Annotated in this window: 24 protein-coding genes, 1 tRNA gene and 1 other annotated feature (1 of these 26 only partly in view); of the genes, 7 read left to right on the plus strand and 18 right to left on the minus strand. The window is 44.0% G+C overall.

What is annotated here, in order from left to right; all coding sequences use genetic code 11:
* Positions 1 to 6: 6 nt before the first annotated feature.
* Complete coding sequence (argS, locus tag WJ238_RS04250; RefSeq protein ID WP_230105735.1) at positions 7 to 1,773, minus strand: arginine--tRNA ligase; 1,767 nt, start codon at positions 1,771 to 1,773, stop codon at positions 7 to 9.
* Positions 1,774 to 1,940: 167 nt separating this feature from the next.
* Between argS and WJ238_RS04255 the strand changes: the two genes are divergently transcribed.
* The 4 genes from WJ238_RS04255 to WJ238_RS04270 all read left to right on the plus strand — a co-directional run bounded on the left by WJ238_RS04255 (position 1,941) and on the right by WJ238_RS04270 (position 4,647).
* Complete coding sequence (locus WJ238_RS04255) at positions 1,941 to 2,837, plus strand: deoxyribonuclease IV (protein ID WP_230105734.1); 897 nt, start codon at positions 1,941 to 1,943, stop codon at positions 2,835 to 2,837.
* A gap of 108 nt (positions 2,838 to 2,945) precedes the next feature.
* Positions 2,946 to 3,314 (plus strand): GntR family transcriptional regulator, encoded by a 369-nt coding sequence (locus WJ238_RS04260; RefSeq protein ID WP_230105733.1) that lies wholly within the window; start codon positions 2,946 to 2,948, stop codon positions 3,312 to 3,314.
* A gap of 2 nt (positions 3,315 to 3,316) precedes the next feature.
* Positions 3,317 to 4,018, plus strand: a complete 702-nt coding sequence (locus WJ238_RS04265; protein WP_230105732.1) for an ABC transporter ATP-binding protein — start codon at positions 3,317 to 3,319, stop codon at positions 4,016 to 4,018.
* Positions 4,012 to 4,647 carry a hypothetical protein gene (locus WJ238_RS04270; protein ID WP_337606253.1) on the plus strand — a complete coding sequence of 212 codons (636 nt, stop codon included), beginning with the start codon at positions 4,012 to 4,014 and terminating at the stop codon, positions 4,645 to 4,647. The genes WJ238_RS04265 and WJ238_RS04270 overlap by 7 nt, the downstream gene beginning before the upstream one ends.
* Before the next feature lie 267 nt (positions 4,648 to 4,914).
* On the opposite strand, the gene WJ238_RS04275 is transcribed toward WJ238_RS04270, so the two are convergent.
* From WJ238_RS04275 to WJ238_RS04285, 3 genes are read right to left on the minus strand one after another with little or no spacing between them, the layout of a single operon-like run.
* Positions 4,915 to 5,247 (minus strand): branched-chain amino acid transport AzlD family protein, encoded by a 333-nt coding sequence (locus WJ238_RS04275; RefSeq protein WP_230105730.1) that lies wholly within the window; start codon positions 5,245 to 5,247, stop codon positions 4,915 to 4,917.
* Entirely contained in the window at positions 5,238 to 5,945 is a 708-nt protein-coding gene (locus WJ238_RS04280) for an AzlC family ABC transporter permease (RefSeq protein ID WP_230105729.1), read from the minus strand. The genes WJ238_RS04275 and WJ238_RS04280 overlap by 10 nt, the downstream gene beginning before the upstream one ends.
* A gap of 47 nt (positions 5,946 to 5,992) precedes the next feature.
* Positions 5,993 to 6,622, minus strand: coding sequence for a hypothetical protein (locus WJ238_RS04285; RefSeq protein WP_230105728.1), 630 nt, complete (start codon positions 6,620 to 6,622; stop codon positions 5,993 to 5,995).
* Between the two features lie 110 nt (positions 6,623 to 6,732).
* Between WJ238_RS04285 and WJ238_RS04290 the strand changes: the two genes are divergently transcribed.
* Positions 6,733 to 6,804: transfer RNA gene (locus tag WJ238_RS04290), tRNA-Arg, on the plus strand.
* A gap of 62 nt (positions 6,805 to 6,866) precedes the next feature.
* On the opposite strand, the gene WJ238_RS04295 is transcribed toward WJ238_RS04290, so the two are convergent.
* The 4 genes from WJ238_RS04295 to WJ238_RS04310 form a co-directional block, all read right to left on the minus strand.
* Positions 6,867 to 7,769, minus strand: a complete 903-nt coding sequence (locus WJ238_RS04295) for a DUF5688 family protein (protein ID WP_337606255.1) — start codon at positions 7,767 to 7,769, stop codon at positions 6,867 to 6,869.
* A 157-nt stretch (positions 7,770 to 7,926) separates the two neighbouring features.
* Positions 7,927 to 8,484 carry an elongation factor P gene (gene efp / locus WJ238_RS04300; protein ID WP_230105726.1) on the minus strand — a complete coding sequence of 186 codons (558 nt, stop codon included), beginning with the start codon at positions 8,482 to 8,484 and terminating at the stop codon, positions 7,927 to 7,929.
* Positions 8,485 to 8,546: 62 nt separating this feature from the next.
* Positions 8,547 to 9,080, minus strand: a complete 534-nt coding sequence (locus tag WJ238_RS04305) for a YqeG family HAD IIIA-type phosphatase (RefSeq protein ID WP_230105725.1) — start codon at positions 9,078 to 9,080, stop codon at positions 8,547 to 8,549.
* Complete coding sequence (locus WJ238_RS04310; protein ID WP_256193804.1) at positions 9,080 to 9,865, minus strand: shikimate kinase; 786 nt, start codon at positions 9,863 to 9,865, stop codon at positions 9,080 to 9,082. Before WJ238_RS04310 ends, WJ238_RS04305 begins: the two co-directional genes overlap by 1 nt.
* 205 nt (positions 9,866 to 10,070) lie before the next feature.
* Between WJ238_RS04310 and WJ238_RS04315 the strand changes: the two genes are divergently transcribed.
* Together WJ238_RS04315 and WJ238_RS04320 are read left to right on the plus strand one after the other, a co-directional pair.
* Positions 10,071 to 12,071, plus strand: coding sequence for an oxidoreductase (locus WJ238_RS04315; RefSeq protein ID WP_337606257.1), 2,001 nt, complete (start codon positions 10,071 to 10,073; stop codon positions 12,069 to 12,071).
* A 119-nt stretch (positions 12,072 to 12,190) separates the two neighbouring features.
* Entirely contained in the window at positions 12,191 to 12,391 is a 201-nt protein-coding gene (locus WJ238_RS04320) for a hypothetical protein (RefSeq protein ID WP_230105722.1), read from the plus strand.
* On the opposite strand, the gene xylB is transcribed toward WJ238_RS04320, so the two are convergent.
* From xylB to thrS, 10 genes are all read right to left on the minus strand, one after another.
* Positions 12,384 to 13,895, minus strand: coding sequence for a xylulokinase (gene xylB / locus WJ238_RS04325; protein ID WP_256193800.1), 1,512 nt, complete (start codon positions 13,893 to 13,895; stop codon positions 12,384 to 12,386). The two genes, WJ238_RS04320 and xylB, sit on opposite strands and share 8 nt — an antisense overlap.
* 2 nt (positions 13,896 to 13,897) lie before the next feature.
* Positions 13,898 to 14,632, minus strand: a complete 735-nt coding sequence (locus WJ238_RS04330) for a flavodoxin family protein (RefSeq protein ID WP_337606258.1) — start codon at positions 14,630 to 14,632, stop codon at positions 13,898 to 13,900.
* Positions 14,598 to 15,677: an aminopeptidase gene (locus WJ238_RS04335; RefSeq protein WP_337606260.1), complete on the minus strand. Its 1,080-nt coding sequence runs from the start codon at positions 15,675 to 15,677 to the stop codon at positions 14,598 to 14,600. The genes WJ238_RS04330 and WJ238_RS04335 overlap by 35 nt, the downstream gene beginning before the upstream one ends.
* Positions 15,678 to 15,696: 19 nt before the next feature.
* Positions 15,697 to 16,659 carry an eIF2B alpha/beta/delta subunit family protein gene (locus WJ238_RS04340; RefSeq protein WP_337606261.1) on the minus strand — a complete coding sequence of 321 codons (963 nt, stop codon included), beginning with the start codon at positions 16,657 to 16,659 and terminating at the stop codon, positions 15,697 to 15,699.
* Between the two features lie 5 nt (positions 16,660 to 16,664).
* Complete coding sequence (locus WJ238_RS04345) at positions 16,665 to 17,492, minus strand: carbohydrate ABC transporter permease (RefSeq protein ID WP_256193793.1); 828 nt, start codon at positions 17,490 to 17,492, stop codon at positions 16,665 to 16,667.
* A gap of 5 nt (positions 17,493 to 17,497) precedes the next feature.
* On the minus strand, positions 17,498 to 18,391 hold the full coding sequence (locus WJ238_RS04350) for a carbohydrate ABC transporter permease (RefSeq protein WP_337606264.1): 894 nt from the start codon (positions 18,389 to 18,391) through the stop codon (positions 17,498 to 17,500).
* Between the two features lie 140 nt (positions 18,392 to 18,531).
* Positions 18,532 to 19,854 (minus strand): ABC transporter substrate-binding protein, encoded by a 1,323-nt coding sequence (locus WJ238_RS04355; RefSeq protein ID WP_256193789.1) that lies wholly within the window; start codon positions 19,852 to 19,854, stop codon positions 18,532 to 18,534.
* 49 nt (positions 19,855 to 19,903) lie between these two features.
* Positions 19,904 to 20,710, minus strand: a complete 807-nt coding sequence (locus WJ238_RS04360; RefSeq protein ID WP_256193788.1) for a BtpA/SgcQ family protein — start codon at positions 20,708 to 20,710, stop codon at positions 19,904 to 19,906.
* A gap of 98 nt (positions 20,711 to 20,808) precedes the next feature.
* On the minus strand, positions 20,809 to 21,579 hold the full coding sequence (locus WJ238_RS04365) for a DeoR/GlpR family DNA-binding transcription regulator (RefSeq protein WP_256193786.1): 771 nt from the start codon (positions 21,577 to 21,579) through the stop codon (positions 20,809 to 20,811).
* Positions 21,580 to 21,863: 284 nt separating this feature from the next.
* Positions 21,864 to 23,615, minus strand: a complete 1,752-nt coding sequence (gene thrS / locus WJ238_RS04370) for a threonine--tRNA ligase (protein ID WP_276535516.1) — start codon at positions 23,613 to 23,615, stop codon at positions 21,864 to 21,866.
* Between the two features lie 200 nt (positions 23,616 to 23,815).
* Positions 23,816 to 23,865: a binding site (T-box leader), on the minus strand (it continues 177 nt past the right edge of the window).

Consider the following 23,865-nt stretch of genomic DNA (forward strand, 5'->3'; position numbering starts at 1 on the left):
TCCTGTCTACATCCTTTCCGGCGCTTCAAATCCAAGTATATCGATACATGCCTCCAGTACTCTCTTTGTCAGGATCAGAACTGCAATATAACTCTCCTGTACTTTTTCATCCTCCTCTGCCAGGATCTTCGTTTCATGGTAGAAACGATTGAATGCATTTGCCAGGTCATAAATATACGCACAGATCTTATGAGGCGCTGTTTCCTCATAAGCGGTCTCCATGACAGCATTGTATTTGGCAATTTCCAGCATAAGCGCCTTTTCACTGTCACTGTGAGCTCCGCTGACAGAAAGATCTTCCAGATGTTTTCCCATTTCTTCATATTTATGAAGAATGGATTTGATCCGTACAATAGTATAAAGAATATAGGGACCTGTATTTCCTTCAAATGATGTAAAGCGGTCCACATCAAATACATAATCCTTGCTGGCCTGATTAGACAGATCTCCATATTTAATAGCAGACATTCCCACAATTCCGGCAGTCTCCTTTGCTTCCTCTTCGCCCACTGTCCGGTTATCCGTGATCTTGTGGTACATCTCCTCGTTAATTTCACGGATCAGGTTCTCCAGGCGCATTACACCGCCCTCTCTTGTTTTAAAGGGCTTTCCGTCCTTTCCGTTCATTGTACCAAATCCAAGGAAACGAAGCCTTGTCTTTTCCGGTACGATCCCGGTTTTTTTCGCTGCCCGGAATACCTGTGTAAAATGAAGTTCCTGGCGCTTATCCACTACATAGATCACCTGATCCGGATGATAGTCTTCCTCTCTCTGGACTAAAGTAGCAAGATCTGTCGTCCCGTACAAAGAGGCCCCGTCTGATTTCTGGATCATACATGGAGGAATTTCTTTCGTATCTGTCTCTTCTTTTACATCAATGACAAGGGCTCCGTCATCTACCCTTGCAAACCCCTCTTTTTTCAGCCGTTCGATCATGTCCGGAATATAGGCCTGCGCATCCGCCTCTCCCTTCCACAGATCAAACTCCACATTTAAATTGGCATAATTCTTCTTCAGATCCGCCACGGAAACCTGCATGATATGCTTCCAGATAGCGGTATATCCCTTGTGTCCGTTCTGAAGCAAATAGGTAGCATGCAATGCTTCTTCCCTGTATTCTTCATGTTCTTTAGCATAGGCGCTTGCAGTCGGATAAATCTCTTCCAGCTCTCCGATGGTAAATGGCGCCTCACTGGGATATTCTCCTTCAAAAGACTCATCAAAATACGGAAGATCAGGCTGGCGTTTCTTTAACTCTGTAATTATAAGTCCCATCTGATAGCCCCAGTCTCCCATGTGTATATCTCCAAGAACCTTATGCCCCATTGCTCTGCAGATTCTCTTGACACTTTCTCCAATGATCGCGGATCGGAGATGCCCTACATGGAGAGGCTTTGCCACATTAGGTCCGCCGTAATCTATAACGATCATTTCCGGATTCTCTGTCTTTTCCAGACCGAGCGTTTCCTCTCCCGCCATATCATTCAAATAAGATGCAAGGTATCTGTCATCAATCTTCAGGTTAATAAAACCCGGAGCAACTGCTTCTGCTTCTGCAATGCAGCCCTGTCTCCCGATCTGAGACACCACATCTTTTGCAATCATTATCGGCGCTTTTTTATAAACCTTGGCTCCCGCCATAGCCCCATTACACTGGTATTCACACAGATCCGGACGGTTTGACAGCGTTACCTTTGCATAGGATCTGTCATAACCCGCTTCTTCAAAAGCCTCTTCCATTTCTGCGGTTATCTTATCTAAAAGCTTTTTCATCTTTTTTCCTCCATTCCTGTTCCACAATACCCTTTGATCATTCTACAGTCTACCATAATTCCCCCTTTCCCTCAATATCTCTCTTTTGACAAACTGGATTTTCCTTGCCATTTCCGCGAAACTATGCTACCCTCGAATAACCAATAATAAAAGAAAGAAGGAATGTTATGATCATTGGTTCTCATGTTGGAATGAGCGGAAAGGATATGCTCCTTGGCTCTGCAAAAGAAGCAGTCACCTACGGAGCTGATACATTTATGTTTTACACCGGGGCGCCTCAAAACACAAAACGAAAAGACATCAGCGAGTTGAATATCGACCCGGCCTGGAAATATATGGAGGAACACGGGATCAGACAGATCCTTGTCCATGCCCCTTACATTATCAATCTTGCAAATACTGTCAAACCGGAAACCTATGAACTTGCAGAAGAATTTCTTGCCCTGGAGATTGAACGTACTGCCGCCTGCAAAAGCTCCACTCTGATCCTCCATCCCGGAGCTCATGTGGGTGCAGGAGTATCCGCTGGAATCGCTCAGATCATCCGCGGCCTAAACCACATCCTTACCAGGGAAACAACCGTCAATGTCGCACTGGAAACAATGGCCGGAAAGGGGACTGAAATCGGACGAAGCTTTGAAGAAATCGCCCGCATTTATGACGGCGTTGTGTATAACGACAAGCTGCGTGTATGCTTTGACACCTGCCACACCAATGACAGTGGATATGATGTTAAAAATAACTTTGACGGTGTGATCGATGAATTTGACCGCATTCTGGGCAAAGATCAGATTGCGGTCTTCCATATCAATGACAGCAAGAATCCGATGGGCGCCCGCAAAGACCGCCACGCCAATATTGGTTTTGGCACCATTGGCTTTGATGCCCTTCACACCATTGTGCATCACCCTGATTTTGAAAATGTTCCCAAGATTCTCGAAACTCCCTATATCCCCTCTTCCGAAAATTCAAAAAAGTCTTTCCCTCCTTATCGGGAAGAAATACAGATGTTAAGATGCGGACAGTTCAATTCCCGTCTTCAGGAAGAAATCGCCGGCAAATAAGCCGGCTTTTCTTTTTCTCTTGACAATTTTATATTTATGTATTATTGTATTATATAGCTAATACATTTGTTGGATATCAAATCGTACAATAGAAACGAGGTGACATGCATGCCATGGGAATTAGATAATGACCGCCCGATCTATCTGCAGCTTATGGAACGGATACAAAGGGATATCATTTCCGGAGTCTACAAACCCGGCGATAAACTTCCGTCTGTAAGAGATCTCGCCGTGGAGGCCGCGGTAAATCCAAACACAATGCAAAAAGCTCTTTCCGAACTGGAGAGAAGCGGCCTGGTTTACGCCCAGAGAACCAGCGGCCGGTTTATAACGGAGGATGAAGCTATGCTGAAAAAAATGAAACAGGAACAGGCTGCCAGCCATATCCATGAATTTTTTGAAAAAATGCGCAGTCTCGGATTCCAGGATGAAGAGACGCTTGCTCTACTTCAGGAAGCTATAAAGGGGGAACACTGACTATGAAGCCGATATTAGAATGCAAAGGGCTTACCAAACAATATAACAACCATGTCAACGCCCTTACGAATCTGAATCTGGTTCTGGAACGGGGACAGATCATCGGGCTTTTGGGACCGAACGGAAGTGGAAAGACCACTTTGATCAAACTGATCAATGATCTTTTGATTCCTACAGAAGGACAGGTTCTGATCGATGGAATGGTGCCCGGCGTTGAGACAAAGAAGATCGTATCCTATCTCCCGGAGAGGACCTATCTGGATCCCTCAATGAAGATCAAGGATATCATTTCCTATTTTTCAGATTTTTACGAAAACTTTGTCACTGACCGCGCTTACCATATGATGACAGATCTGGAGATCGACGTCAACTCCCGTATGCGCGCTCTCTCCAAGGGAACAAAAGAAAAGGTTCAGCTGGCCCTGGTAATGAGCCGTGACGCCCAGCTGTATGTTCTGGATGAACCGATTGGTGGAGTGGACCCTGCTGCCAGGGACTATATTCTTCAGACCATATTGACAAATTATAACGAAAACGCGACCATCCTGATCTCCACCCATCTGATCACAGACATTGAAAACATCCTGGACCGGGTTCTCTTTCTAAAGCAGGGGCAGGTTGTACTCAATGCAGCGGTAGATGAAATACGAATGGATCAGGGTAAATCTGTAGATGCGTTATTCCGGGAGGTGTTCAGATGTTAGGCAAACTGATTCGGTATGATCTGAAATCTACAACCAGATTTCTGATCGTCATTCATATTTTTCTGATTATATTTTCCATACTGGGACGCATATTCCTGACCGGAAGATTTCCTTATGAAGCTGATGATATAAGCGAATTGCTTATTGCTTTGACCTTTACTGTATATATCATCCTGTTTGCGGGCGCTTCATTTGGTACCCTTCTCGTTATAGCAGTAAGATTTTACAAAAATTTATTCTCCGATGAGGGATATCTCACCAATACCCTTCCCGTCACCAAAGGGATGCACTTACTGTCAAAGACACTCTCTGGAACTATATGGTGCGCTATTGATGCTTTCATCCTGTACCTGTGCGCTTTTATCCTGATCGCTATCCCGCCTGTTACCGAAGCTCTCAGCGCTCATTGGGGAGAATTTATCCGGCTTTTGGGATTTTCCAGCCAGAGCAGCTTTCATTTCTTTTTGCTGTATATGGTAGTACTTACCTTCATCGGCGCGGTTGTCAATGTGGTCAGTATCCAGTCAGCCATCATATTGGGGCAGCTTTTTAACGGTCACAAGGTATTGGGAGCTGTTGTTTCCTATTTGTCCTTACCACCATCTCCTCGATTGCGGCTACCATACTGATGGGGATTTACGGTCTGCTTACTGATAACCTTATAATAGGTACTGTCGGCAACTCTGACTTTACCTTTGCTTCCTATATGACAAATATATTAAATCTTTCCTTTGCCCTGGAAATTGTATTTGCCATCATACTTTATATTATTTCTTATATTATTATGAAAAAGAAAATCAATTTAAGCTAACCTTGCAGAGAAGGGATATTTGCACAAAAAGGCATATGACTTCTGCAGTATAATCTGCAGCTCGTCATATGCCTTTTTCTTTTTCCTAAAAAAACACTTGAATCAACACCATATAAAGCACAGTGCCTACTCCGATACTTAAAAGGTTATTTCTCTTCCAGGCATGAAGCGCCGCTGTCACAAAGACAGCAGCCGCTTCCGGAATCCCATGGGGCGCTTCTGCCACAGGTGTCGCCCGCAGGCAGTATACCACAAGCATACCGATCACTGCCGGTGTCAGCACTCTTCCAAGATAACGCACCACTTCCGGTATCTCTTTCCCCTTTGGAAATATCAAAAACGGAACGACTCTTGTAGCAAAAGTAGTGGCCGCCACAAGGAAAATAATTACAAATGATACTCCTGCACTTAACGGCATTTTGCCACCTCCTTCTCATCCAGCTTCCTTCGTCCCGCAAAAAGGATCATGATAATAAGAAGCATGGAAGGGAGCACAAAACTGTCGGCTCCGAATATCTGCAGGCAGAGAAACGCTGCCGCCACGCCTATTGTTTCCGGAATCCTGTTTTTGGCATCCATCCACTGTTCCACAAAGATCACCACAAACAGCGCTGTCATGGCAAAGTCGATCCCTTCCGAATTGAAGGGCAGAAAACTTCCTGCAAGTCCTCCAATGGCAGAACCGATTACCCAGTAGGACTGATTCATAATAGAAATCGCAAATAGAAATTTTTCTTCTTCTACTCCTTCCGGTATTTTTGTTGTACATAAAAGGGAATAGGTTTCATCAGTCAGACCGAAGATCATATACCACCTTTTTTTCCCCATCTGATTAAATTTGTCAAGCAGTGATATCCCATAAAATATGTGTCTGATATTTACCATTAAAGTCATGAATATCACTTGTACAAAAGAAATACCCGGCGTAAAAAAATTTACTGCCAGATATTGCCCGGAGCCTGCATATACAAGCAGGCTCATCAATATTGCCCATAAAAAGGAATACCCTTTCTCCGCATACATAACGCCAAAGGCAATCCCAATAAAAAGATATCCCGTCAAAACAGGAATCGTATAAGGAAACGCCTTTCTGAATGCATGTTTGTAACCTGTCATCCCTTATTCCTTTCCTTTATCCGTTGTATATCCTATTTCTTACTTCTCTACTGTGAAGAGGCCTGTTCCAGATCTGTCAGCACCTCTGCAAGCATAGCATCCGATGCAACTGCACCGGCATAATCCTGCTGCACTCCCGCCATAAACTGCTGTACGTCATCATGGGATGCAACCTCTTCTGCTTCCTGTAGGATCTCATCCTCCGCCCCTTCGGAGAGGATCTGCCACTTTCCCTTCTCTTTTCTCAGATACAGTGTTTCCATCCCCGGCACCTCTGTATAAATGTCTTTTATCTTCATAGTATATTTCACAAAGGCAATATAGCAATCCTCATATCTTGCCTTTTTCAGATAAATTGTAAGATTGTTATACCCTTCTGCGAAGCCGTTTTCACTTGTCTTTTGTTCATAATAATCATGGACGGCCTGTTCGATTGCTGTATCCGTATTTTCTTTCAGTGGATTTTCTTCGATCAGCTCCCAGCCTTTGTTTTCTTTCTTCTGAATGTCTTCCTGCAGCTCTGCTGCCGTATCCTTTGTCTCCTGGCTTTTCGCTTTCTCTTTGGTAAGATTGAATCCCGCTGCAGCCAGCACTAACAATATCAGACATCCCGCTGCAATCTTAAGGAGCCTGCCCTTTTTTGCTGTACTGCCGCTGCTTTTCAGTCTTCCCTTCATTTCTACCTCCACTTCTTATTCTGTATGCAGTCTGGCACTAAAAATAATACTCGCTATTTTTTTGAAAGTCAATCTTGTAATTTTGTTCCATTTGTGCTATTATACTACTTGTCTCTGTAGCTCAGTGGATAGAGCACTGCCCTCCGGAGGCAGGTGCGCCAGTTCGACTCTGGTCAGAGACGTAAAGAGCAGTCAGTTTATACCGACTGCTCTTTTTTAATTTGCCAGGAACTCTTTGTTCTTCTTATTCTTTTTCCGGCAGCATGAGTTTCTCCTTCTCCCGGCAATAAAAATAGACCCTGTCAGACAGCACATCCTCTCTGTCAAGCTGCGTCTGATTCATCTCTCTGACGATCAGATCCAGTTCTTCCCAGGAGGGCGCCATACTGACCGGCAGAATGATCACTTCATGGATACTGCTTGGCATTATATAAAAGTCTTTGCCCAGATATTCCCCGATACGCTTCAGACAGGAAGGATAGAGTATGGCTGCTGCGCCAAAATTCCGGCTGCTGTTTGTCAGGATATGGACATCCTCTTCGCCCTGCTCCCATTCTTCCGGGCCTTCCTCCCCTGCCATTTCATATATAACAGTCTGCATAGGCGCAAATTCAGCCGGAAGAAGTCTTGGTGTATTTTGACATGCCTCCCGGTAAACGTCTTCCTTTTTCACATTCCACAGGCGAAGGTGCTCTTCCCCCACAGGCATGAAAGCCGTTTTATCTTCACCATCCAGATCCAGCATTACAAAAAAGATAACAGCCAGATCCAAAAAGGGAACAGAGGGGATTCCTCTAAGGTAGTCCTGGTTTTTTCGACAGTTCACTACCCGGTAAATAATCCTCGACCTGACATTTTCATATTCTGTCAGAAATCCTCCCTCCCATCTGTGCGTCACTTTCACATGCTGGTACAGTTCTTTAATCTGACACCCGATTTCTTCCAGAGTATATCCTCTTTGATATCTCTCGAAATATCCCTCCAAATATATCGTCGGAGAAATATTAAGCCCTGGCTCACGGATCACAATACCCTTGCGCTCTCTCCCATTATTTTTGATCACTGTACGGATACAGATATCCCACTCTTCCGGCAAAGCCTCCCGAAGCCTTTTTTCCAACAGTTCCACGAATTTTTCATATGACATAAAGCTCCTTTCTCCATCAGATGCTTTTGTCTTTTTGCAGATCCCAGGCAGATAGATATTATGGTAACTTACATTATAAAAAAGCCCCGCACAAAATGCAAGGCTTTTTCTTTTCTTATTAAAATTCAGATGAATCTGTCTCTGTATACACTTCTCATTATACTCTGGACAAATATTCTCCTGTACGTGTGTCGATCTTCAGAACATCGTCCTGATTTACAAACAGCGGAACCATGATCTGTGCTCCAGTTTCTACGATAGCCGGCTTTGTAGCACCTGTTGCTGTATCTCCCTTCACACCAGGTTCTGTCTCTGTAACTCGCAGCTCTACAGTGATAGGCGGTTCAATAGCAAACACATTTCCCTGATGAGAAATCACTTTTACCGTCTCGTTCTCTTTTACGAATTTCAGAGAATCTCCGACCACATCCGCATTTACTGCCAGCTGGTCATATGTCTCCATATCCATAAAGTTATACAGATCACCGTCTGTATACAAGTACTGCATATCTTTTCTGTCAATATGAGCTGTCTCAAATTTTTCTGTCGGACGGAATGTCTTTTCTACCACACCGCCGTTTATGATATTTTTTAATTTTGTGCGCACGAAAGCAGCGCCTTTACCAGGTTTTACATGCTGGAAATCCAGGATCTGATAAATATTCCCTTCAATTTCTACAGTCAAACCATTTTTGAAATCACCTGCTGAAACCATTATAATCCTCCTTAAATTGTGCCTTCCCCCGGCACATGGCATTCTTATTCACTTTTACCATTTTATAATAGTTTACTGCTTTTTTCAACCTTTTTTTCCTTTTCCAGGCTTTTCTTATAAAAATGCAGTACAATATTTTCCAGATAGCGCTTCAGAACAATCTGGATTTCTTCCTTAGGATGAATAGGACGTACCAGGATACTGGGAATGCCCGTGCGTTTGGCGCCCCACACATCCGTAAAGAGCTGGTCGCCTATAAACACCGTATCCGACACATCTGTCCCCATAATCTCCATAGCTTTCTTATAATTCTTTGTGGACGGCTTGTGGGCATTATATACATAATCCACCTGAATGGGTTCATTAAAAGTCCTTACCCTTTTTTCCTGATTATTGGAAATCAGACAACAGGAAAACCCGATTTCTTTCAGACGTTTAAAAAGCCGGATGGCCCGTTCATCCGCCGGGGCGCCATGAGGTACAAGTGTATTATCAATATCGAATATCAATCCCCTTATTCCATTTTTATATAATTTTTCAAAGTCTATCACATATGTGGACGCCACATACCGGTCCGGGAAAAATTTTTCAAACATTATTCTTCTTCCATTTCTGTTAATTTCTGGATCATTTCCTCGCATACCTGCAAAACACTTTTTCCGTCTGTATTGACAACAATATCTGCCGCTGCTTCATATTTTTCACGGCGCTGCTCCATCAATTCGGAAATTCCGGCCACATTCTTTCTTCCGTTCAAAACCGGACGGTCGTTGCTGTCCTTTACCCGCTCATAGATTGTCTCCGGGCTCGCTGTCAGAAGAACCACCCTTCCGTTTTTCTTCATCTCTTTTACGTTTCTTTCTCTTAAGGCAGCTCCCCCTCCACAGGAAACTACGGTATTCTTCCTGCTCTGCATCTCCACCAGAAGATCTGTCTCCAGTTCCCGGAAATACTCTTCTCCATATGTAGCGAAAATATCCGGAATGCTCATTTCCTCTCTCTCTGAAATCACCTGATCCATCTCCACAATATTCATGGCGAACATTGTGCTCAAGTAATCGGAAACTGTTGTTTTGCCTGCTCCCATAAATCCAATCAATATAATATTGTAATCGAACAGTTTTCGAGCCTGTATCCTTTTACTGTTGCGGTTGATCCGACGGAACACATCGTAAATTTCTTCTTTATATTTGTTATCATCCAGTTTTTCTTTCAGTCTTGCTTTCTGCTTTTCCTCCTGCTGCGGCTGAAGAATCGGCATGCCGTATTTCTCTTTATATGCCATAATCTTCTCCACAATGGAATTTCTCTCCACAAGAGCGTCAATGATTTTATCATCACAAAGCGCCAGCTGTTCACGATACATCTCTAAATCATTCATTACACCTTTTCTCCTTTTCCGTTCAAGTCTCTGATCTACTGCTTAGGCCCATGGCTGAATCGTTACTTATTATAACAAAACACTTTTTATTTTTCAATCCATAGACAGATTCTATCATCAAAGGCATAAACATGAATTTGTTTTTGTTTTAACAATATTTTATAATATGATCAAACAAAGGTTTATAAAACGGAGGTAAACGTAAATGAAGAACAACTTCAAACATATCTTTAGTCCTCTTAAAGTAAGAGGAATGGTCATGCCAAACCGTGTTGCAATGATGCCTATGGGAAGCGACTTCGCAGGACATACCGGAGAGCTCACCGACGAACACATCAAATACTATGAACTCAGAGCCCGCGGCGGTACAGGACTTATCATTGTAGAAAATGTATGTGTAAAATATCCGGAAGGATCCAATGGAACTACACAGCTTCGTATTGATAAAGACTGCTATATCCCCCGTCTTTTCAATCTCACAGAAGCCTGTCACAGATATGGCGCCTGCATAGGCGTGCAGCTGAACCATGCAGGAGCATCCGCTATGTCTTCCAGAATAGGTATGCAGCCTGTCTCCGCTTCCACCCTTCCTTCCAAACCAGGCGGAGAGCTCCCCCGCCCTCTTACCAGGGAAGAGTTGGAAAGCATTGCCAAAGATTACGGCACTGCTGCCAGGCGCGCAGTAAACGCAGGATTTGACATGGTAGAGATCCATGCGGGACATTCTTATCTCATCAGCCAGTTTTTATCTCCTACTATGAATGACCGCACGGATGAATTTGGCGGATGCGCCGAGAACCGAGCCCGCTTCTGCCGTATGGTTATTGACGAGGTGCGAAAGGCTGTCGGTCCTATGATTCCTATTTCTCTTCGTCTCAGCGTGGACGAGCTTGTAGAAGGCGGAAACACAGTAGATGATTGTCTGGAATATCTGGAATTTTTAAATGATGAGGTTGATATTTTCGATACCTCCTCCGCTTTAAACCCATCCATCCAGTATCAGATCGACGCAAACTATCTGGAGGACGGCTGGCGTTCCTATATGGCGAAAGCAGTGCGGGACAAATTCCACAAACCGACTATCGCTATCGGAAATATCCGGAATCCGCAGGTTGCAGAAGACATCCTGGCACGGGGAGATTCTGACATCATCGGCATCGGCCGCGGACTCATCGCTGATCCTGACTGGTGCAACAAGGCAAGATACGGCGATGTAGAGGATATCCGCAAATGTATCTCCTGCAACATCGGCTGTGTAGGAAACCGTATCGGCGGAAACAAACCACTGCGCTGCACCATCAATCCGGATCTTATCAATGGAGAAGCCTACAAAAAACAGCAGGTAAGGAAACCTTGCAACGTAGTTGTAGTAGGAGCCGGAACAGCCGGACTTGAGGCAGCATGTACAGCAGCGGAAGTGAGCTGCAGCGTTACTTTACTTGAAAAACAGGATCATATCGGAGGCCTGTCCGTAGAAATTTCCAAAATCCCTGCAAAGAAAAGACTGGCAGACTTCCCGACCTATCTGAAACACCGGGCGGAAAAACTGAAAAACCTTACAATTAAAACCGGCGTAGACACAACGGTAGATATGATCAAATCCTATCATCCGGATCTTGTCGTGAACGCAACCGGATCTGTTCCTCTTCTGCCTCCGATCGACGGGCTTCATGAAAACCTCAGCAAGGAAGGCTCCGGCGTATACGGAATCAAGGATCTGATGGGAAATGTAGAAGCATTTGACAAAGATATGACCGGAAAGACTGTCATCGTCATCGGCGGGGGTGCAGTAGGACTGGATGTTGTAGAATTTTTCGCTCCCCGCGGAGCAAAGACAACCATCATTGAAATGCTTCCAACGATCGGAAACGGGCTGGACGCTTCTTCTACTTCCAGCATGAAAGAATGCATGGAAAAACATCAGGTAACACAGCTTGTCAACACTGCTCTTCAGAAAGTAAATCCTCACTCCTTCATTGTGAAAAGAGATGGAAAGGAGGAGGAACTTCCCTTTGATTATGGTTTTGTATGCCTCGGCATGAAAGCTTATGCGCCTCTGTGGGATGAGATTGTAGAAGGATTCGACGGAGAAGACACCGAGATCCTCAACATCGGAGACTCTGTCCGTGCAAGACGCATCATCGACGGTACCGACGCCGGCCGCCACATGGTACTTGCCACATTAGACAGACTGCACTACCTGTAAGATTTGCATTTTTCATTCATCTGTATTACAATAGATACATAATATTTTGACAGCGCTGCCTTGTCTGTAGGGCAGCGCTGCCATTATAGAAAAAGATATGAAAGAAAGGACCTTATCCCATGCCCAAAACATTAAATGAAGTTACAAAAGACGTCCAGCAGGTTCTCGCCTTAAACGATGACGGGAAAAGCATCAGCGAAATTTCTTCTCTGCTCGAACTGGACGAAACCTATATTTACAATATCCTGATTTCCAGACAGAGCTATGGCGAAGATCCGCAGACAGTTGCCAGAATGGTTATCATGGAAAATCCTATGTGAACTTAGGGAACAGATCTTCAAGCCTTCTGTAAATCTCCTGATAAAGTCTGAAATATTCCATATATCTTTTGTGATGAGCAGTACAGTACGTATCTGCTTTTTTTCTTTTTATCATTTGACTGACTGCTTCTTCCAGATGAGCATACATTCCGCTTCCGCAGGCAGCAAGAACAGCTGCTCCTATGGCAGATCCACTGTCATTTTGCACTGTTGTTACCAGGTTTCCGTATATGTCAGCAATAATTTCTCTCCAGATCTTTCCTTTTGCTCCTCCTCCGCACAGAACATAATCATCCAGTTCAATTCCCAGCTCTCTCATCACCTGTATTCCTTCCAGCAAAGAATATGCTGCTCCCTCCATCACAGCGCGCACAAAATGTCTCCTGTCATGGTTTGATGTGATTCCCAGAAAACCACCCTTTGCATCAGAATTAAGATGAGGGGTACGGTCTCCCATAAGATAAGGAAGGAACATAAGGCCGCCAGCTCCCAGACCTGCTTTTTCTGCCTCTTCATTTAAAAGATCATAAACATCCCGCCCTGTCTTTCGTGCCTCTATCTGTTCAGCAGTACAGAAATTTTCTTTCAGCCATTTCAGAGCAAATCCCGATGTAATACTGCAGGTAATGACTGACCACATCCCCGGCACAGCACTGCAGTAAGTGTTTACCCGGCCGGCCGGGTCGGATTTAATGTTCTTTGTATTGGTACAGATGATTCCTGAAGTTCCAATAGATGTAAAACAACTCCCCTCCCGTATCACACCTGTCCCTATAGCAGACACCACACTGTCTCCGCCTCCCGCAATGACAGGGATACCCTTGGGAATACCAGTCAGCTCCTGGATTTCCTGCGTTGTTCTTCCCACTGTTTCTATACATTCACACAACGGAGCAACAATAGACCTGTCAAGATCAAGTGCCGAAAAAAGCTCTCCTGCCCATTGCCTTTTTGGAACATTCAACAGCTGCATACTGGAAGCAGAAGTGACATCTGTCATGCACTCACCAGTCAGGCGAAATCGAATATATTCGTGAGGCAGCATAATATGACGGCATTTTTCAAAAATATCCGGATGATACCGTCGTACCCAAAGCAGTGAGGAGACAGTAGACCCACTCAATGCCGGATTTGCCGTGATCTCATAGAGTCGGTCAGCTCCAACTTTTTTCGAAATCTCCGGCAGCATTTCCTCTCCTCTGTGATCGCACCATAAGATGGCATTGTACAGAGGGGCAAAGGATTGATCCAGCATAATCAGACTCTGAAACTGTCCGGATACTCCAATGGCATAAATTTGTTTTTTTCGTTCAGGATCCAGGATTTCCTGAAAGCTTTTTATCACTGCCTCCCACCAGACACGAGGGCTTTGCTCGGCGCTTCCTTCTGCCTTCTGGAGCATTCCGTATTCCACACCGCGGGCATCCACAATATTTCCCTCTTCATCGGTAACGATTGTCTTTAATCCTGTAGTACCTATATCGATCGCCAGTATGAAAGCCATATCTACTCCTCCACCGTTCTCTCATAATAATATCTGTACTTTTCGTCTGTCTCGAGAACCCCTCTTAACTTTCCTGCACCCGTTCTGATGATCGCTGCCATCTCAACGGACCGTGTAATGATATTGCGGGCATTTTCCAGAGTCAGCTGATAATCCTTTGTCGCAAGTGCCGCTTTCTCCTCCATGGCCTTTCTATGAGAATCCCATACCCATCCTCCGCTTCCTACATAGGAGGCATCTGGAGGAATGTAAACGCAATTCATCATCGCGGCATGGCGCATAATATCCACCATACACAGCTCTGCTCCTCCTCCGAAGAAATCTCCGCCCTGCGCGATCACTCCTATGGTTTTCATATGACGCGTTCCCCTTATATCCAGCCCATAGTCCGCATTACTTAACCGGTCAATAAAGTTTTTCAGCTGTCCCGGAATCCCGGCCACATATACAGGAGTACAATACAAAATACAATCCGCCTCTTTCCACAGCTTTCTGATCGTCTCAAAAGAATCCTTGATGACACAATTTCCTCCATTTTTGTAGCAGGCCAGACATCCCATACAGGATTCCATCTTTTTCCCGGCAAAGCTATAAGTTATAAGCTCCACCGGAAATTTCTGATCTTCCATACATTCGACAGCTTTTTCTAAAATAAACTGGGTATTTCCATTTTTTCTCGGACTTGCCGAAATTGCCAGAAGTTTAATCGGCTTCTCCTCCGGTAAACCATTTTCCATTTTCCATCACCTTTTTCCCTTCTAAATAAACTGCTCCTTCTTTTCTCGTATCCTTGATCAGATCCCAGTGAAGTGCAGACTTGTCATTTCCAAGACACTCCGGATATCCCCGTCCCATAGCGAAATGGATGGTTCCTCCTATCTTTTCGTCGTAGAGAATATCTCCGCAGTATCCCGTAATTCCATAATTCAGTCCAATGCCAAATTCACCCAAAGTAGATGCACCTTCATCCATCGAAAGGATCTCTTTAAGAAGCTCTTCGTTCTTTTCTGCAGAAAAATTTATCAGTTTTCCATCCTTAAATTCAAGACGAATACCCTCTATGTACTTTCCGGCATACACACCTGGAAAATCAAAATATACTTTCCCGTTTACACTGTCTTCCACCGGGCAGGTATACACCTCTCCATCCGGCATATTAATGTGACCGTCAGCCGCCACATACAGGCGCCCTTTTGTCTGAAAAGAAATATCTGTCTCTTTTCCGGTCACCCGGACATTGCTTCCAGATGAGAGAAGCTCTTTTACTGCCTCCAGACTTTCTCTTTCCTTCTTCCAGTTGCGGATGGTAGAATCAAAATAAAATTCCATCATTTCCTCCAACGGCATTCCCGCCTGCTGGGCAAAAGATTCGTTGGGGACTCTTGTCAATACCCATCTGGTAGAATTTCTGGCTGCTGATATTTTACCCATCGCCTTTTTGTGAGCTGCCATTTTTCCCCCTTCTATCTTTGCAAATTCATAGGGATTTCTGGCTCCTCTAAGTCCGATATAACAGTCCGCCCACTCCATTCCATACAGGGACATTTCGTTGATCCAGCCAACCTGATCTTCATCTCCATATTCCATCAGATCTTTTTCCAGATATGCAGACAGATATTCAATGTGTGGATAACCGCCTGCCATAACAGCCGCCCGGTAACAGGCCCGGGCCAGCGGTGCTGTTTCCGTCTCGTACATAGTAATCAATACATGGTCACCTTTCTGCACACCCACAGAATAATTTACCAGAATGTCTGCAAGCTCTCTCCATCTTTTATCCATACTTTTCCCCGCCTCTCCTCTAATTTAACTTTTCACTTTCTTCCTTCCATCTCTCCAGTTTCTTTACCATTGTATCATTCATCTTTTCCGGCTCCATCAAAAGACTGACTGCCTGGGGCGAAATAAGCCCTTTTTCGGTAATGATTCCTGTGATCAGCGAAGGCGGTATCAGTTCAAAACTGATATTAATAATACGAGAATTATCCGGGACCTTTTGCGCTGTTACCTCATCAGCCGGACGGTGGCTGTCTTTAATTGGAAAGCCAAGAAGTGACATCGTATCAAATTTATTCGTGTCTGCAGCCACATAAAATGGAATGCCAAACTCTCTGCAGGCAAGTGCTGCCAAATAAGATCCCGTTTTTGCATATACTTCTCCGGTAGAAGAAATCGCATCTGCTCCGATAAAAAACATAGCACTTCCTGGAACAAGTTTGCACAGCAGAGCATCACACCCGAAAGTGACCGGAATACCCAGATCGCTGATTTCATATAAAGTTCGGTAACCTTCGGCATTAGGACGTGCTTCAAACGCAACCGCTGTAATTTTCTTTCCTTTTTGAACTGCATTTTTTAAAATTTCCATTACAGATCCACTAGTAGAAAAAGTAGAAACTTTATTTCCCTCATCAATCATCCTTGAACCGATCTTCCCAATTTTGTCTACACATTGTCTTTGTTCTTCTCTGACAGTCTCAAGAAACGTAATAAATTTTTCCCTCAACACATCCGGCTTCACGCCTTCTTCCCTGTAAGATTCCATAAATATCATACATTTGTTCAGCATATTGATAAGAGGGAGTATGGGAGATGTCACCTCCAGAATACTGTCCACGTAGCCTTCCACTTCTCCCATTACATCGTCCGGTTTTCTCGCCTCCAATTCATTTTCAATGGCGGTAATCCCATCTTCCACCAGCTCAATGCTTCCTCCATATGCATCATTCTTTACATTTTCACAATATTTTTCCATTCTCAGCATAGGCATTATCCTTTCACTCCACCAGCGGTCAATCCGCCAACAATAAATTTCTGAATTGCAATAAACATAATAATAGCCGGAACAGATGCCAGCATTGCCGTTGTCATCAGCCATCCATAATCTACTCCAAACTGTGTAACCGCTGACGCAATGACAGAAGTAACCAACTGCATTTCATTTGAGTTCATAAATGTAGTGGCAAAAAGATATTCATTCCAGGTTAGAATAAATACATAGATTCCTGTGGCCGCAAGTCCCGGAGTCGCCACTGGCACAATAATCTTCCAAATAACGGAGGTTCGGGACAATCCATCCACAAGAGCACTTTCCTCCAGATCTCTTGGAATACCATCCATCACCGTTTTTACATTCCATATGGCAAAGGGCAGATTCATCATCGTATTGGCCAGGATCAGAGGCACGTAAGTATTGTAAAGCCCTGTTTTTACTGCCATAACATAGAGCGCGATGGCCAGAAGCAGTGCAGGAAATGTCCTAAGATTCACCAAAAAACTTAAAATAAATTCCCGCCCTTTAAAATAGTACCTTGAAAATCCATAAGCTGCCAGAAGTGCAAGTATCATCGTAATCAAAGTAGCACCTACCGCAACTACCAATGAATTAAAGAACGGTCTTAACATATCCTCACTTTGGAAAATATTCGTATAATTTTGAAATGTATAGTGGCTCGGCAACACCGAACTGGTAAAAGGATCATCTGATGCCCGGAAAGAAGAAATTAAAAGCCACAAATACGGCAAAAGATCGATCAGCAGTATCACAATCAGCGTGATCCCTATCACATATTTTGTTTTTTTCCTTTTTTCTGCCATATTCTTTAATCCTCCTCACTCATCAGTCTCATGGCAATCGTCGTAAATATAATGGATATCAGAAAGATCAATACGCCCACCGCAGAACCTTCTCCAAACCGGAAGTTCTGGAAAGATGTCCGATAAGCCAGCGTTGACAGAACTTCTGAAGAATTTAATGGTCCTCCTTTTGTCATAATCCAGGTAAGATCCATATATGCCATAGTACTTACAAAGTCAAATACAGCCAGTGTTATAATATAATTTTTCATAAGTGGAAGTGTTACTTTTGTAAACTGTTTCCATCCTGTCGCACCATCCATCCGAGCCGCTTCATACAGTCCATCATCAATCGCCTGTAGTCCTGCCAGCAATACCAGAAAATAAAACGGCGTAAATTTCCATATATTGGTCAGTGTAACTGTCAGGAGAGACAATGCAGGATCCCCCAGAGGATTAAATTCAATGGACGGATCAAACCGCCTTAATATAATCCCGATCGGCCCCACCTTGGGATGCAGCATTACCTGGAACATGATCGCAACAACAGACGGTGAAATTGCCCATGGTACTAAAAAAAGAGATCTTCCTGCCGTCAGTGTTTTCCTTTTTAACAGCTTATTGTTCAAAAGCACTGCCATTGCCATACCGATCACAATATGACAGGCTGTTGCTACAAACGAATAGAACAATGTATTGGACATAATCTGCCAGAAACTGTTAGAGGTAAATACCGTTATATAATTTTTTAACCCCACAAAAGCCGGTTCCAGCCCAAGCCCTTTTCCTTCTGTAAAGAGGCTTAAATAAATAACATATCCTGCCGGATAGATAACCATAATGGTAAAAAACAGAATACCCGGCAAAATAAACAAAACGCCTCTGTTTATCTTTATATTTCCTATTTTTACGTAATTCATCGATTTCCTTCCTGTCTATAATAGGTCGCCACCCAAAGCCGCAGTATGTTTACAATACCTTCCCAAGGCAGCGTTCTTGTCAAAAAGTAAGAACCGGGTCTTCATAAGGCCCGGCTCATATTATAAAATTTCCCCGACAATTATTTCCATATAAGATCGGACACCGTGGGATCATATTTCGACAATATCTCATTCCACTCTGCCGCTGCCGCATCCAGAGCTTCTTTCGGTGTCATCTCACCGATATACGCTGCCTGCAGATATCCTCTCATGATCTGATTAAGAGCGATGGATTCCGGATAATGATTTGCCGGGATAATATATTCATTGTCCTGCATCGCAAGTTCTTCAATTACCTGCCAGTCTCTGTCATCGGCATAATACGGATCTTCCCATGCACTGTAAATCGGAGGCGCATTGCCTGTTTCCTTGTTCCACTTCAAAAGTGTCTCATCGGAAGTCATAAACTCAATAAATTTCCATGCCTCTTCTTTATGTTTCGACAGAGATGACATTCCCAAAGATGTACCTCCTGAAAGGTTTCCTGCAGTCTTTCCTGTTGTCATAGGAACAACACAGATATTTTCATCCGGATAGGTATTTCTCATTGTTGACAACATCCACGGACCATCTGTCCACATACAAAGTGTATCTGCAATTTGCATATCCTGAAGCATGTTCAAGTCAACGGTTGTAATTCCCGGAGGAATCAAGTCATCTTCGATCAGAGAACAGACATATTCCAGTGCTTCTACGCCTGCCTCACTGTTAAAGACAGCTTTTCCGTTCTCAATAATCTTTCCACCGGCCTGGAACAGGAAAGGCCAGAATTGCCACTCTGTACCATTGGTATTTCCTCCTACCAATCCTATTCCGTACGCGCCTGTATCAGGATTTCTCAAAGCCTCTGCGTATTCTCTGAAAGTATCCCAGTTCCACTCATCACCAAACTTTGGAATCTCAAGACCTGCCGCATCCAGCATATCCTTATTGGCAAACCAGGAATCCGGGCCTGCCCTAAAGGGGATTGCATAGAGATCGCCGTCATATGTGTCCATTTCACGGCAGGATTTTACAAATCGATCCAAATACTCCTCTTCGTCCACATATGTACCCAGCAATGGTTCCAGCATACCATTGGCCGCTGCATCCGGCGTCCAGAATGTCATGATGACATCAGGCGGATTGCCCGCATTATGGGCTAATGTAAGTTTGTTGTAACATTCCTCCGTCGGAACATCATTAGCTTGTACTTTGATCCCCGGGTTTTGTTCTTCAAATTCTTTAATTAACTCGTCTTCTACTTCTGTATTGCCTGCCTGACGCATATAAACAATTGTTACTACATCTTCATCACTGCCGCTGTCTCCGCTTCCGCCGCCGGATTCTGAATTTCCACATGCAGCCAGTGAAGCTGTCATCCCCAAAATCAGAAGGATAGACAAAACTTTCTTCCTTTTCATAGAAACCCTCCTTACATTATTAATCGCCATCTCTTTTCTCTTTTATTCCTTAATTTCTAAAATTCTTTACCACCTCCATGAAGTTTTTCACACGGCTCTCATCAACTTCGTTCTCAAATTTGCCGTCTACTTTGAATGTAGTGCCTACTACCGCCCCGTCTGCAATGGAGAGCTGGTTCTCAATTGTTTCCGGCCGGCATCCTGTATTTGCCAACACAACCATGTCCGGCACTGCCTCTTTTACTCTTGCAAGCACCTGTGTATTTGTCTGCGCTCCTGCTGTCAGTCCTGATACACATACTGCATCTGGTTTACAGTTGAACACCGTTGTTTTAGCTACTTCTACAATATCGCGATCCGCCAGGTATTTCGCTGCCTCTGGCAGAATATTAAAAATCATTTTTACATTTTCTGCATGTATGCCTTTTTTGTGCCTTGCCACCATACCGCTGTTTGTATTCCACAATCCGAAATCACTGGCATATACCCCGGAGTAAATTTCCCGTACAAATGATGCACCGCAGGCCTGTGCAAGATCAAGTGTCTTTTCACCATCCCAGAGAACATTTACTCCAAAAGGAATTTTAATGTACTTCTTAAGTTCCCCGATCACAGCAGCCATTGCCGCAACAGTCACTGTGTCTACTCTCGTCAGATAGGGGAGGCTAAACTCATTCGAGAACATCACTGCATCAACTCCGCCGTTCTGCAGAGCCATCAGATCATGGTAAGTCTTTTCCACAATCCAGTCCATTCCTTTTGTCTCATCATATCCAGGATCTCCGGGCATAGCCTGCATATGACACATTGCAATAATTGCCTTCTCAGTTCCGATTACCTCTTTCAGCCAACTCATTTTTTCTCCTCCTTTTATATTTTATAAATTGACGGCAGTAGCGGCATTTTTAGCTGCCGTACTGATCCCTTCCCCATCTTCCGCATAAACTGTCTTTTTTATACCAGTATTAACTCTGTCTGCCTCCGGATTGCTTCCACCATTTCCTCCTCTTCAATAGTATCAGAAATGATACAGTCCGCTTCTGACAAATCGAACACTTTCTGCAGGGCTGTCTTACCGAACTTACTGTGGTCTGTTACAATCACCGTCTTTCTTGCTGCATTGGCAGCCAGTTTTTTTACAAGAGCTTCATTTACGTTTGAATCTGACAGTCCAAATTCCACATCAATAGCATCGCACCCCAAAATACTGATATCCACTCTGATATCTCTCAGGAAATTTTCCGTCAGTGTTCCTGCCATTAAATTATAATCATATCTTCTCTCTCCACCTGTCACGATCAGGCTACTGGAGGGATGCACCGGCAAAAACTGTGCAATATATAAATTACTTGTTATAATAGTGAGATTTTCAATGTCAGCAATTTCTTTTGCCACAAAATACACAGTTGTACCTGATCCAAGATAAATTTTGTCTCCGGCCTGCACCATTTCTGCAGCCCTTTTTGCTATTTTAATCTTCTCTTCCTGGCGAAGCTGCATTTTCACATCATAGGTATATTCCGGTACCCTATCCTGTCCTATAACTGCACCTCCGTGAGTTCTCTCTATCTCACCGGTTTCGGCAAGATTGTCCAGATCCCTCCGGACAGTAGCTTCTGATACATCCAGATACTGCGCCAGTTCCTTTATATTCGCCCCACTGTTTTTTTCGATATAATCTAAAATCTGCCTCTGTCTCTGTGCAGGAATTTGTAAATTTCTCATGGATTTTCTCCTTTATCTTTCATTTGTTATCATATTTATATCATATTATTGCAAATACTGCAAGTTTTATTTGAAATTTTTTGCAATAATTTGCAATATTTTGCAATTATCTGAGATTTCTTCCAGATTATTACATATATCTCATAAATCCGCCTGCCGAACTCTTTCTTCAGGGCAAAAAGAAGCAGGGACAATATCTTTTTCAGATACTATCCCCGCTTCTATCCTTCTTTCAGCGCTTGACGCTGTCTTTTACCTTCTTTTCCTCTTCTGCTGATTCAGCACTATTTATCTTCCAGCACTTTCGCGGTAAATTCCTCTACCTTCATGCTTCCAATGTCGCCTTCGTCTCTCTTACGGACTGACACTGCTTTCTCTTCTACCTCTTTCTCACCAACAATCAGCATGTATGGAACTTTTTCCATCTGAGCGCTGCGGATCTTGTATCCCAGCTTCTCATTTCTGTCATCAGTCTCTACGCGGATTCCCGCTGCTTTCAAAGAATCAGAAACTTCTTTTGCATAGTCTGCAAATTTCTCTGATACCGGAAGGATTTTCACCTGTACAGGAGCAAGCCAGGTCGGGAATTTTCCTGCATAATGTTCGATCAGGATACCGATGAAACGCTCGATGGATCCAAAGGCTACTCTGTGGATCATGATCGGACGGTGTTTCTCCCCGTCTGCTCCTGTATACTCCAGTTCAAATCTCTGTGGCATCTGGAAGTCGAGCTGAATTGTTCCGCACTGCCATGTCCTTCCGATAGAATCTTCCAGATGGAAGTCGATCTTCGGTCCATAGAACGCACCGTCTCCTTCATTTACCACATAATCAAGACCAAGATCTTCCAGTGCTCCACGGAGAGCATCTGTTGCCATCTCCCAGTCTGCGTCGCTTCCCATACTGTCTTCCGGTCTTGTAGAAAGCTCTACATGGTATTTAAATCCGAATTTGGAATATACCTCATCAATCAGTCTTGCAACGCCTTTGATCTCGTCCTGGATTTGATCTTCTGTCATGAAAATATGGGCATCGTCCTGTGTGAAGCAGCGCACACGCATCAGGCCGTGAAGCTGTCCGGATTTTTCATGACGGTGAACCAATCCCAGCTCACCAACCCGCATCGGGAGATCTTTATAAGAACGCGGCTCTACTTTATATACCAGCATTCCGCCCGGGCAGTTCATTGGTTTTACTGCATAATCTTCCTCGTCAATGACTGTGGTATACATGTTGTCTTTGTAGTGATCCCAGTGTCCTGAATTTTCCCACAGATGACGGCTTAAAATGATAGGAGTGGAAATCTCCACATATCCTTCTCTTGTATGGAGTTCTCTCCAGTAATCGATCAGAAGGTTTTTAAGAACCATTCCTTTCGGAAGGAAGAATGGAAATCCCGGGCCCTCTTCCATGATGGCAAACAGTCCAAGCTCTTTTCCAAGCTTTCTGTGGTCTCTCTTTTTTGCCTCTTCCATACGTTTCAGGTATTCGTCCAACTCCGCTGCTTTCGGGAAGGATGTACCGTAAATTCTTGTCAGCATCTGATTGTGCTCATCACCATGCCAGTATGCTCCTGCCACGCTCTGGAGCTTAAATGCTTTCACAACGCTTGTGTTGGAAACATGAGGTCCTGCACACAGGTCTACGAATTCTCCCTGTCTGTAGAGGCTGATCTCTTCTCCTTCCGGCAGCTCTTCTATCAGTTCCACCTTATAAGGTTCATTTCTCTCCTCCATCAGTTTGAGAGCTTCTTCTCTGCTGACGCTGCTTCTCTCAAGAGGAAGGGCTTCCTTTACAATCTTTCTCATTTCCTTTTCTACATCTGCCAGATTTTCAGATGTAAACGGAAAACTAAATTCAAAATCATAGTAAAATCCGTCCTTGATGGCCGGCCCGATAGCACATTTCGTATCAGGATAGAGCCGTTTTACCGCCTGTGCCAGAATATGGGATGTAGTATGACGAAACGCCTCCTGCCCGATCTCATCCGTAAATGCCATTTCCTGAACAGATCCGTCTTTCATGCTTACTTTCATATCTTTTCTCCTTTCTTTTTCAAAACCCTGCATTGAAGAACAAAGAGTTCCGCAAGAGGAACTCTCGCGCCGAGCGCGGTCGCTTTAACGGCAACTTCCACTTCGCGCGAGTGCGCATCCCGCGGAGCGTTTTATTCGATAGGGAACGGAGTTCCTATTGAATAAAAAAGCACCCCTGCCCGACAGCTTATGCTGCCTGTTGCAAGGGTGCGGTCTTTCGCACGGTTCCACCTTCATTTTTCACTTTGGT

It is taken from the genome of Claveliimonas sp., assembly GCF_037273965.1.
Classification (GTDB): domain Bacteria; phylum Bacillota; class Clostridia; order Lachnospirales; family Lachnospiraceae; genus Claveliimonas; species Claveliimonas bilis.

Bases quoted from the DNA above. Each gene is read 5' to 3' on its own strand.
- argS (WP_230105735.1), bottom strand. From the start codon at position 1,773: ATGAAAAAGCTTTTAGATAAGATAACCGCAGAAATGGAAGAGGCTTTT.
- WJ238_RS04255 (WP_230105734.1), top strand. From the start codon at position 1,941: ATGATCATTGGTTCTCATGTTGGAATGAGCGGAAAGGATATGCTCCTT.
- WJ238_RS04260 (WP_230105733.1), top strand. From the start codon at position 2,946: ATGCCATGGGAATTAGATAATGACCGCCCGATCTATCTGCAGCTTATG.
- WJ238_RS04265 (WP_230105732.1), top strand. From the start codon at position 3,317: ATGAAGCCGATATTAGAATGCAAAGGGCTTACCAAACAATATAACAAC.
- WJ238_RS04270 (WP_337606253.1), top strand. From the start codon at position 4,012: ATGTTAGGCAAACTGATTCGGTATGATCTGAAATCTACAACCAGATTT.
- WJ238_RS04275 (WP_230105730.1), bottom strand. From the start codon at position 5,247: ATGCCGTTAAGTGCAGGAGTATCATTTGTAATTATTTTCCTTGTGGCG.
- WJ238_RS04280 (WP_230105729.1), bottom strand. From the start codon at position 5,945: ATGACAGGTTACAAACATGCATTCAGAAAGGCGTTTCCTTATACGATT.
- WJ238_RS04285 (WP_230105728.1), bottom strand. From the start codon at position 6,622: ATGAAGGGAAGACTGAAAAGCAGCGGCAGTACAGCAAAAAAGGGCAGG.
- WJ238_RS04295 (WP_337606255.1), bottom strand. From the start codon at position 7,769: ATGTCATATGAAAAATTCGTGGAACTGTTGGAAAAAAGGCTTCGGGAG.
- efp (WP_230105726.1), bottom strand. From the start codon at position 8,484: ATGGTTTCAGCAGGTGATTTCAAAAATGGTTTGACTGTAGAAATTGAA.
- WJ238_RS04305 (WP_230105725.1), bottom strand. From the start codon at position 9,080: ATGTTTGAAAAATTTTTCCCGGACCGGTATGTGGCGTCCACATATGTG.
- WJ238_RS04310 (WP_256193804.1), bottom strand. From the start codon at position 9,865: ATGAATGATTTAGAGATGTATCGTGAACAGCTGGCGCTTTGTGATGAT.
- WJ238_RS04315 (WP_337606257.1), top strand. From the start codon at position 10,071: ATGAAGAACAACTTCAAACATATCTTTAGTCCTCTTAAAGTAAGAGGA.
- WJ238_RS04320 (WP_230105722.1), top strand. From the start codon at position 12,191: ATGCCCAAAACATTAAATGAAGTTACAAAAGACGTCCAGCAGGTTCTC.
- xylB (WP_256193800.1), bottom strand. From the start codon at position 13,895: ATGGCTTTCATACTGGCGATCGATATAGGTACTACAGGATTAAAGACA.
- WJ238_RS04330 (WP_337606258.1), bottom strand. From the start codon at position 14,632: ATGGAAAATGGTTTACCGGAGGAGAAGCCGATTAAACTTCTGGCAATT.
- WJ238_RS04335 (WP_337606260.1), bottom strand. From the start codon at position 15,677: ATGGATAAAAGATGGAGAGAGCTTGCAGACATTCTGGTAAATTATTCT.
- WJ238_RS04340 (WP_337606261.1), bottom strand. From the start codon at position 16,659: ATGCTGAGAATGGAAAAATATTGTGAAAATGTAAAGAATGATGCATAT.
- WJ238_RS04345 (WP_256193793.1), bottom strand. From the start codon at position 17,492: ATGGCAGAAAAAAGGAAAAAAACAAAATATGTGATAGGGATCACGCTG.
- WJ238_RS04350 (WP_337606264.1), bottom strand. From the start codon at position 18,391: ATGAATTACGTAAAAATAGGAAATATAAAGATAAACAGAGGCGTTTTG.
- WJ238_RS04355 (WP_256193789.1), bottom strand. From the start codon at position 19,854: ATGAAAAGGAAGAAAGTTTTGTCTATCCTTCTGATTTTGGGGATGACA.
- WJ238_RS04360 (WP_256193788.1), bottom strand. From the start codon at position 20,710: ATGAGTTGGCTGAAAGAGGTAATCGGAACTGAGAAGGCAATTATTGCA.
- WJ238_RS04365 (WP_256193786.1), bottom strand. From the start codon at position 21,579: ATGAGAAATTTACAAATTCCTGCACAGAGACAGAGGCAGATTTTAGAT.
- thrS (WP_276535516.1), bottom strand. From the start codon at position 23,615: ATGAAAGTAAGCATGAAAGACGGATCTGTTCAGGAAATGGCATTTACG.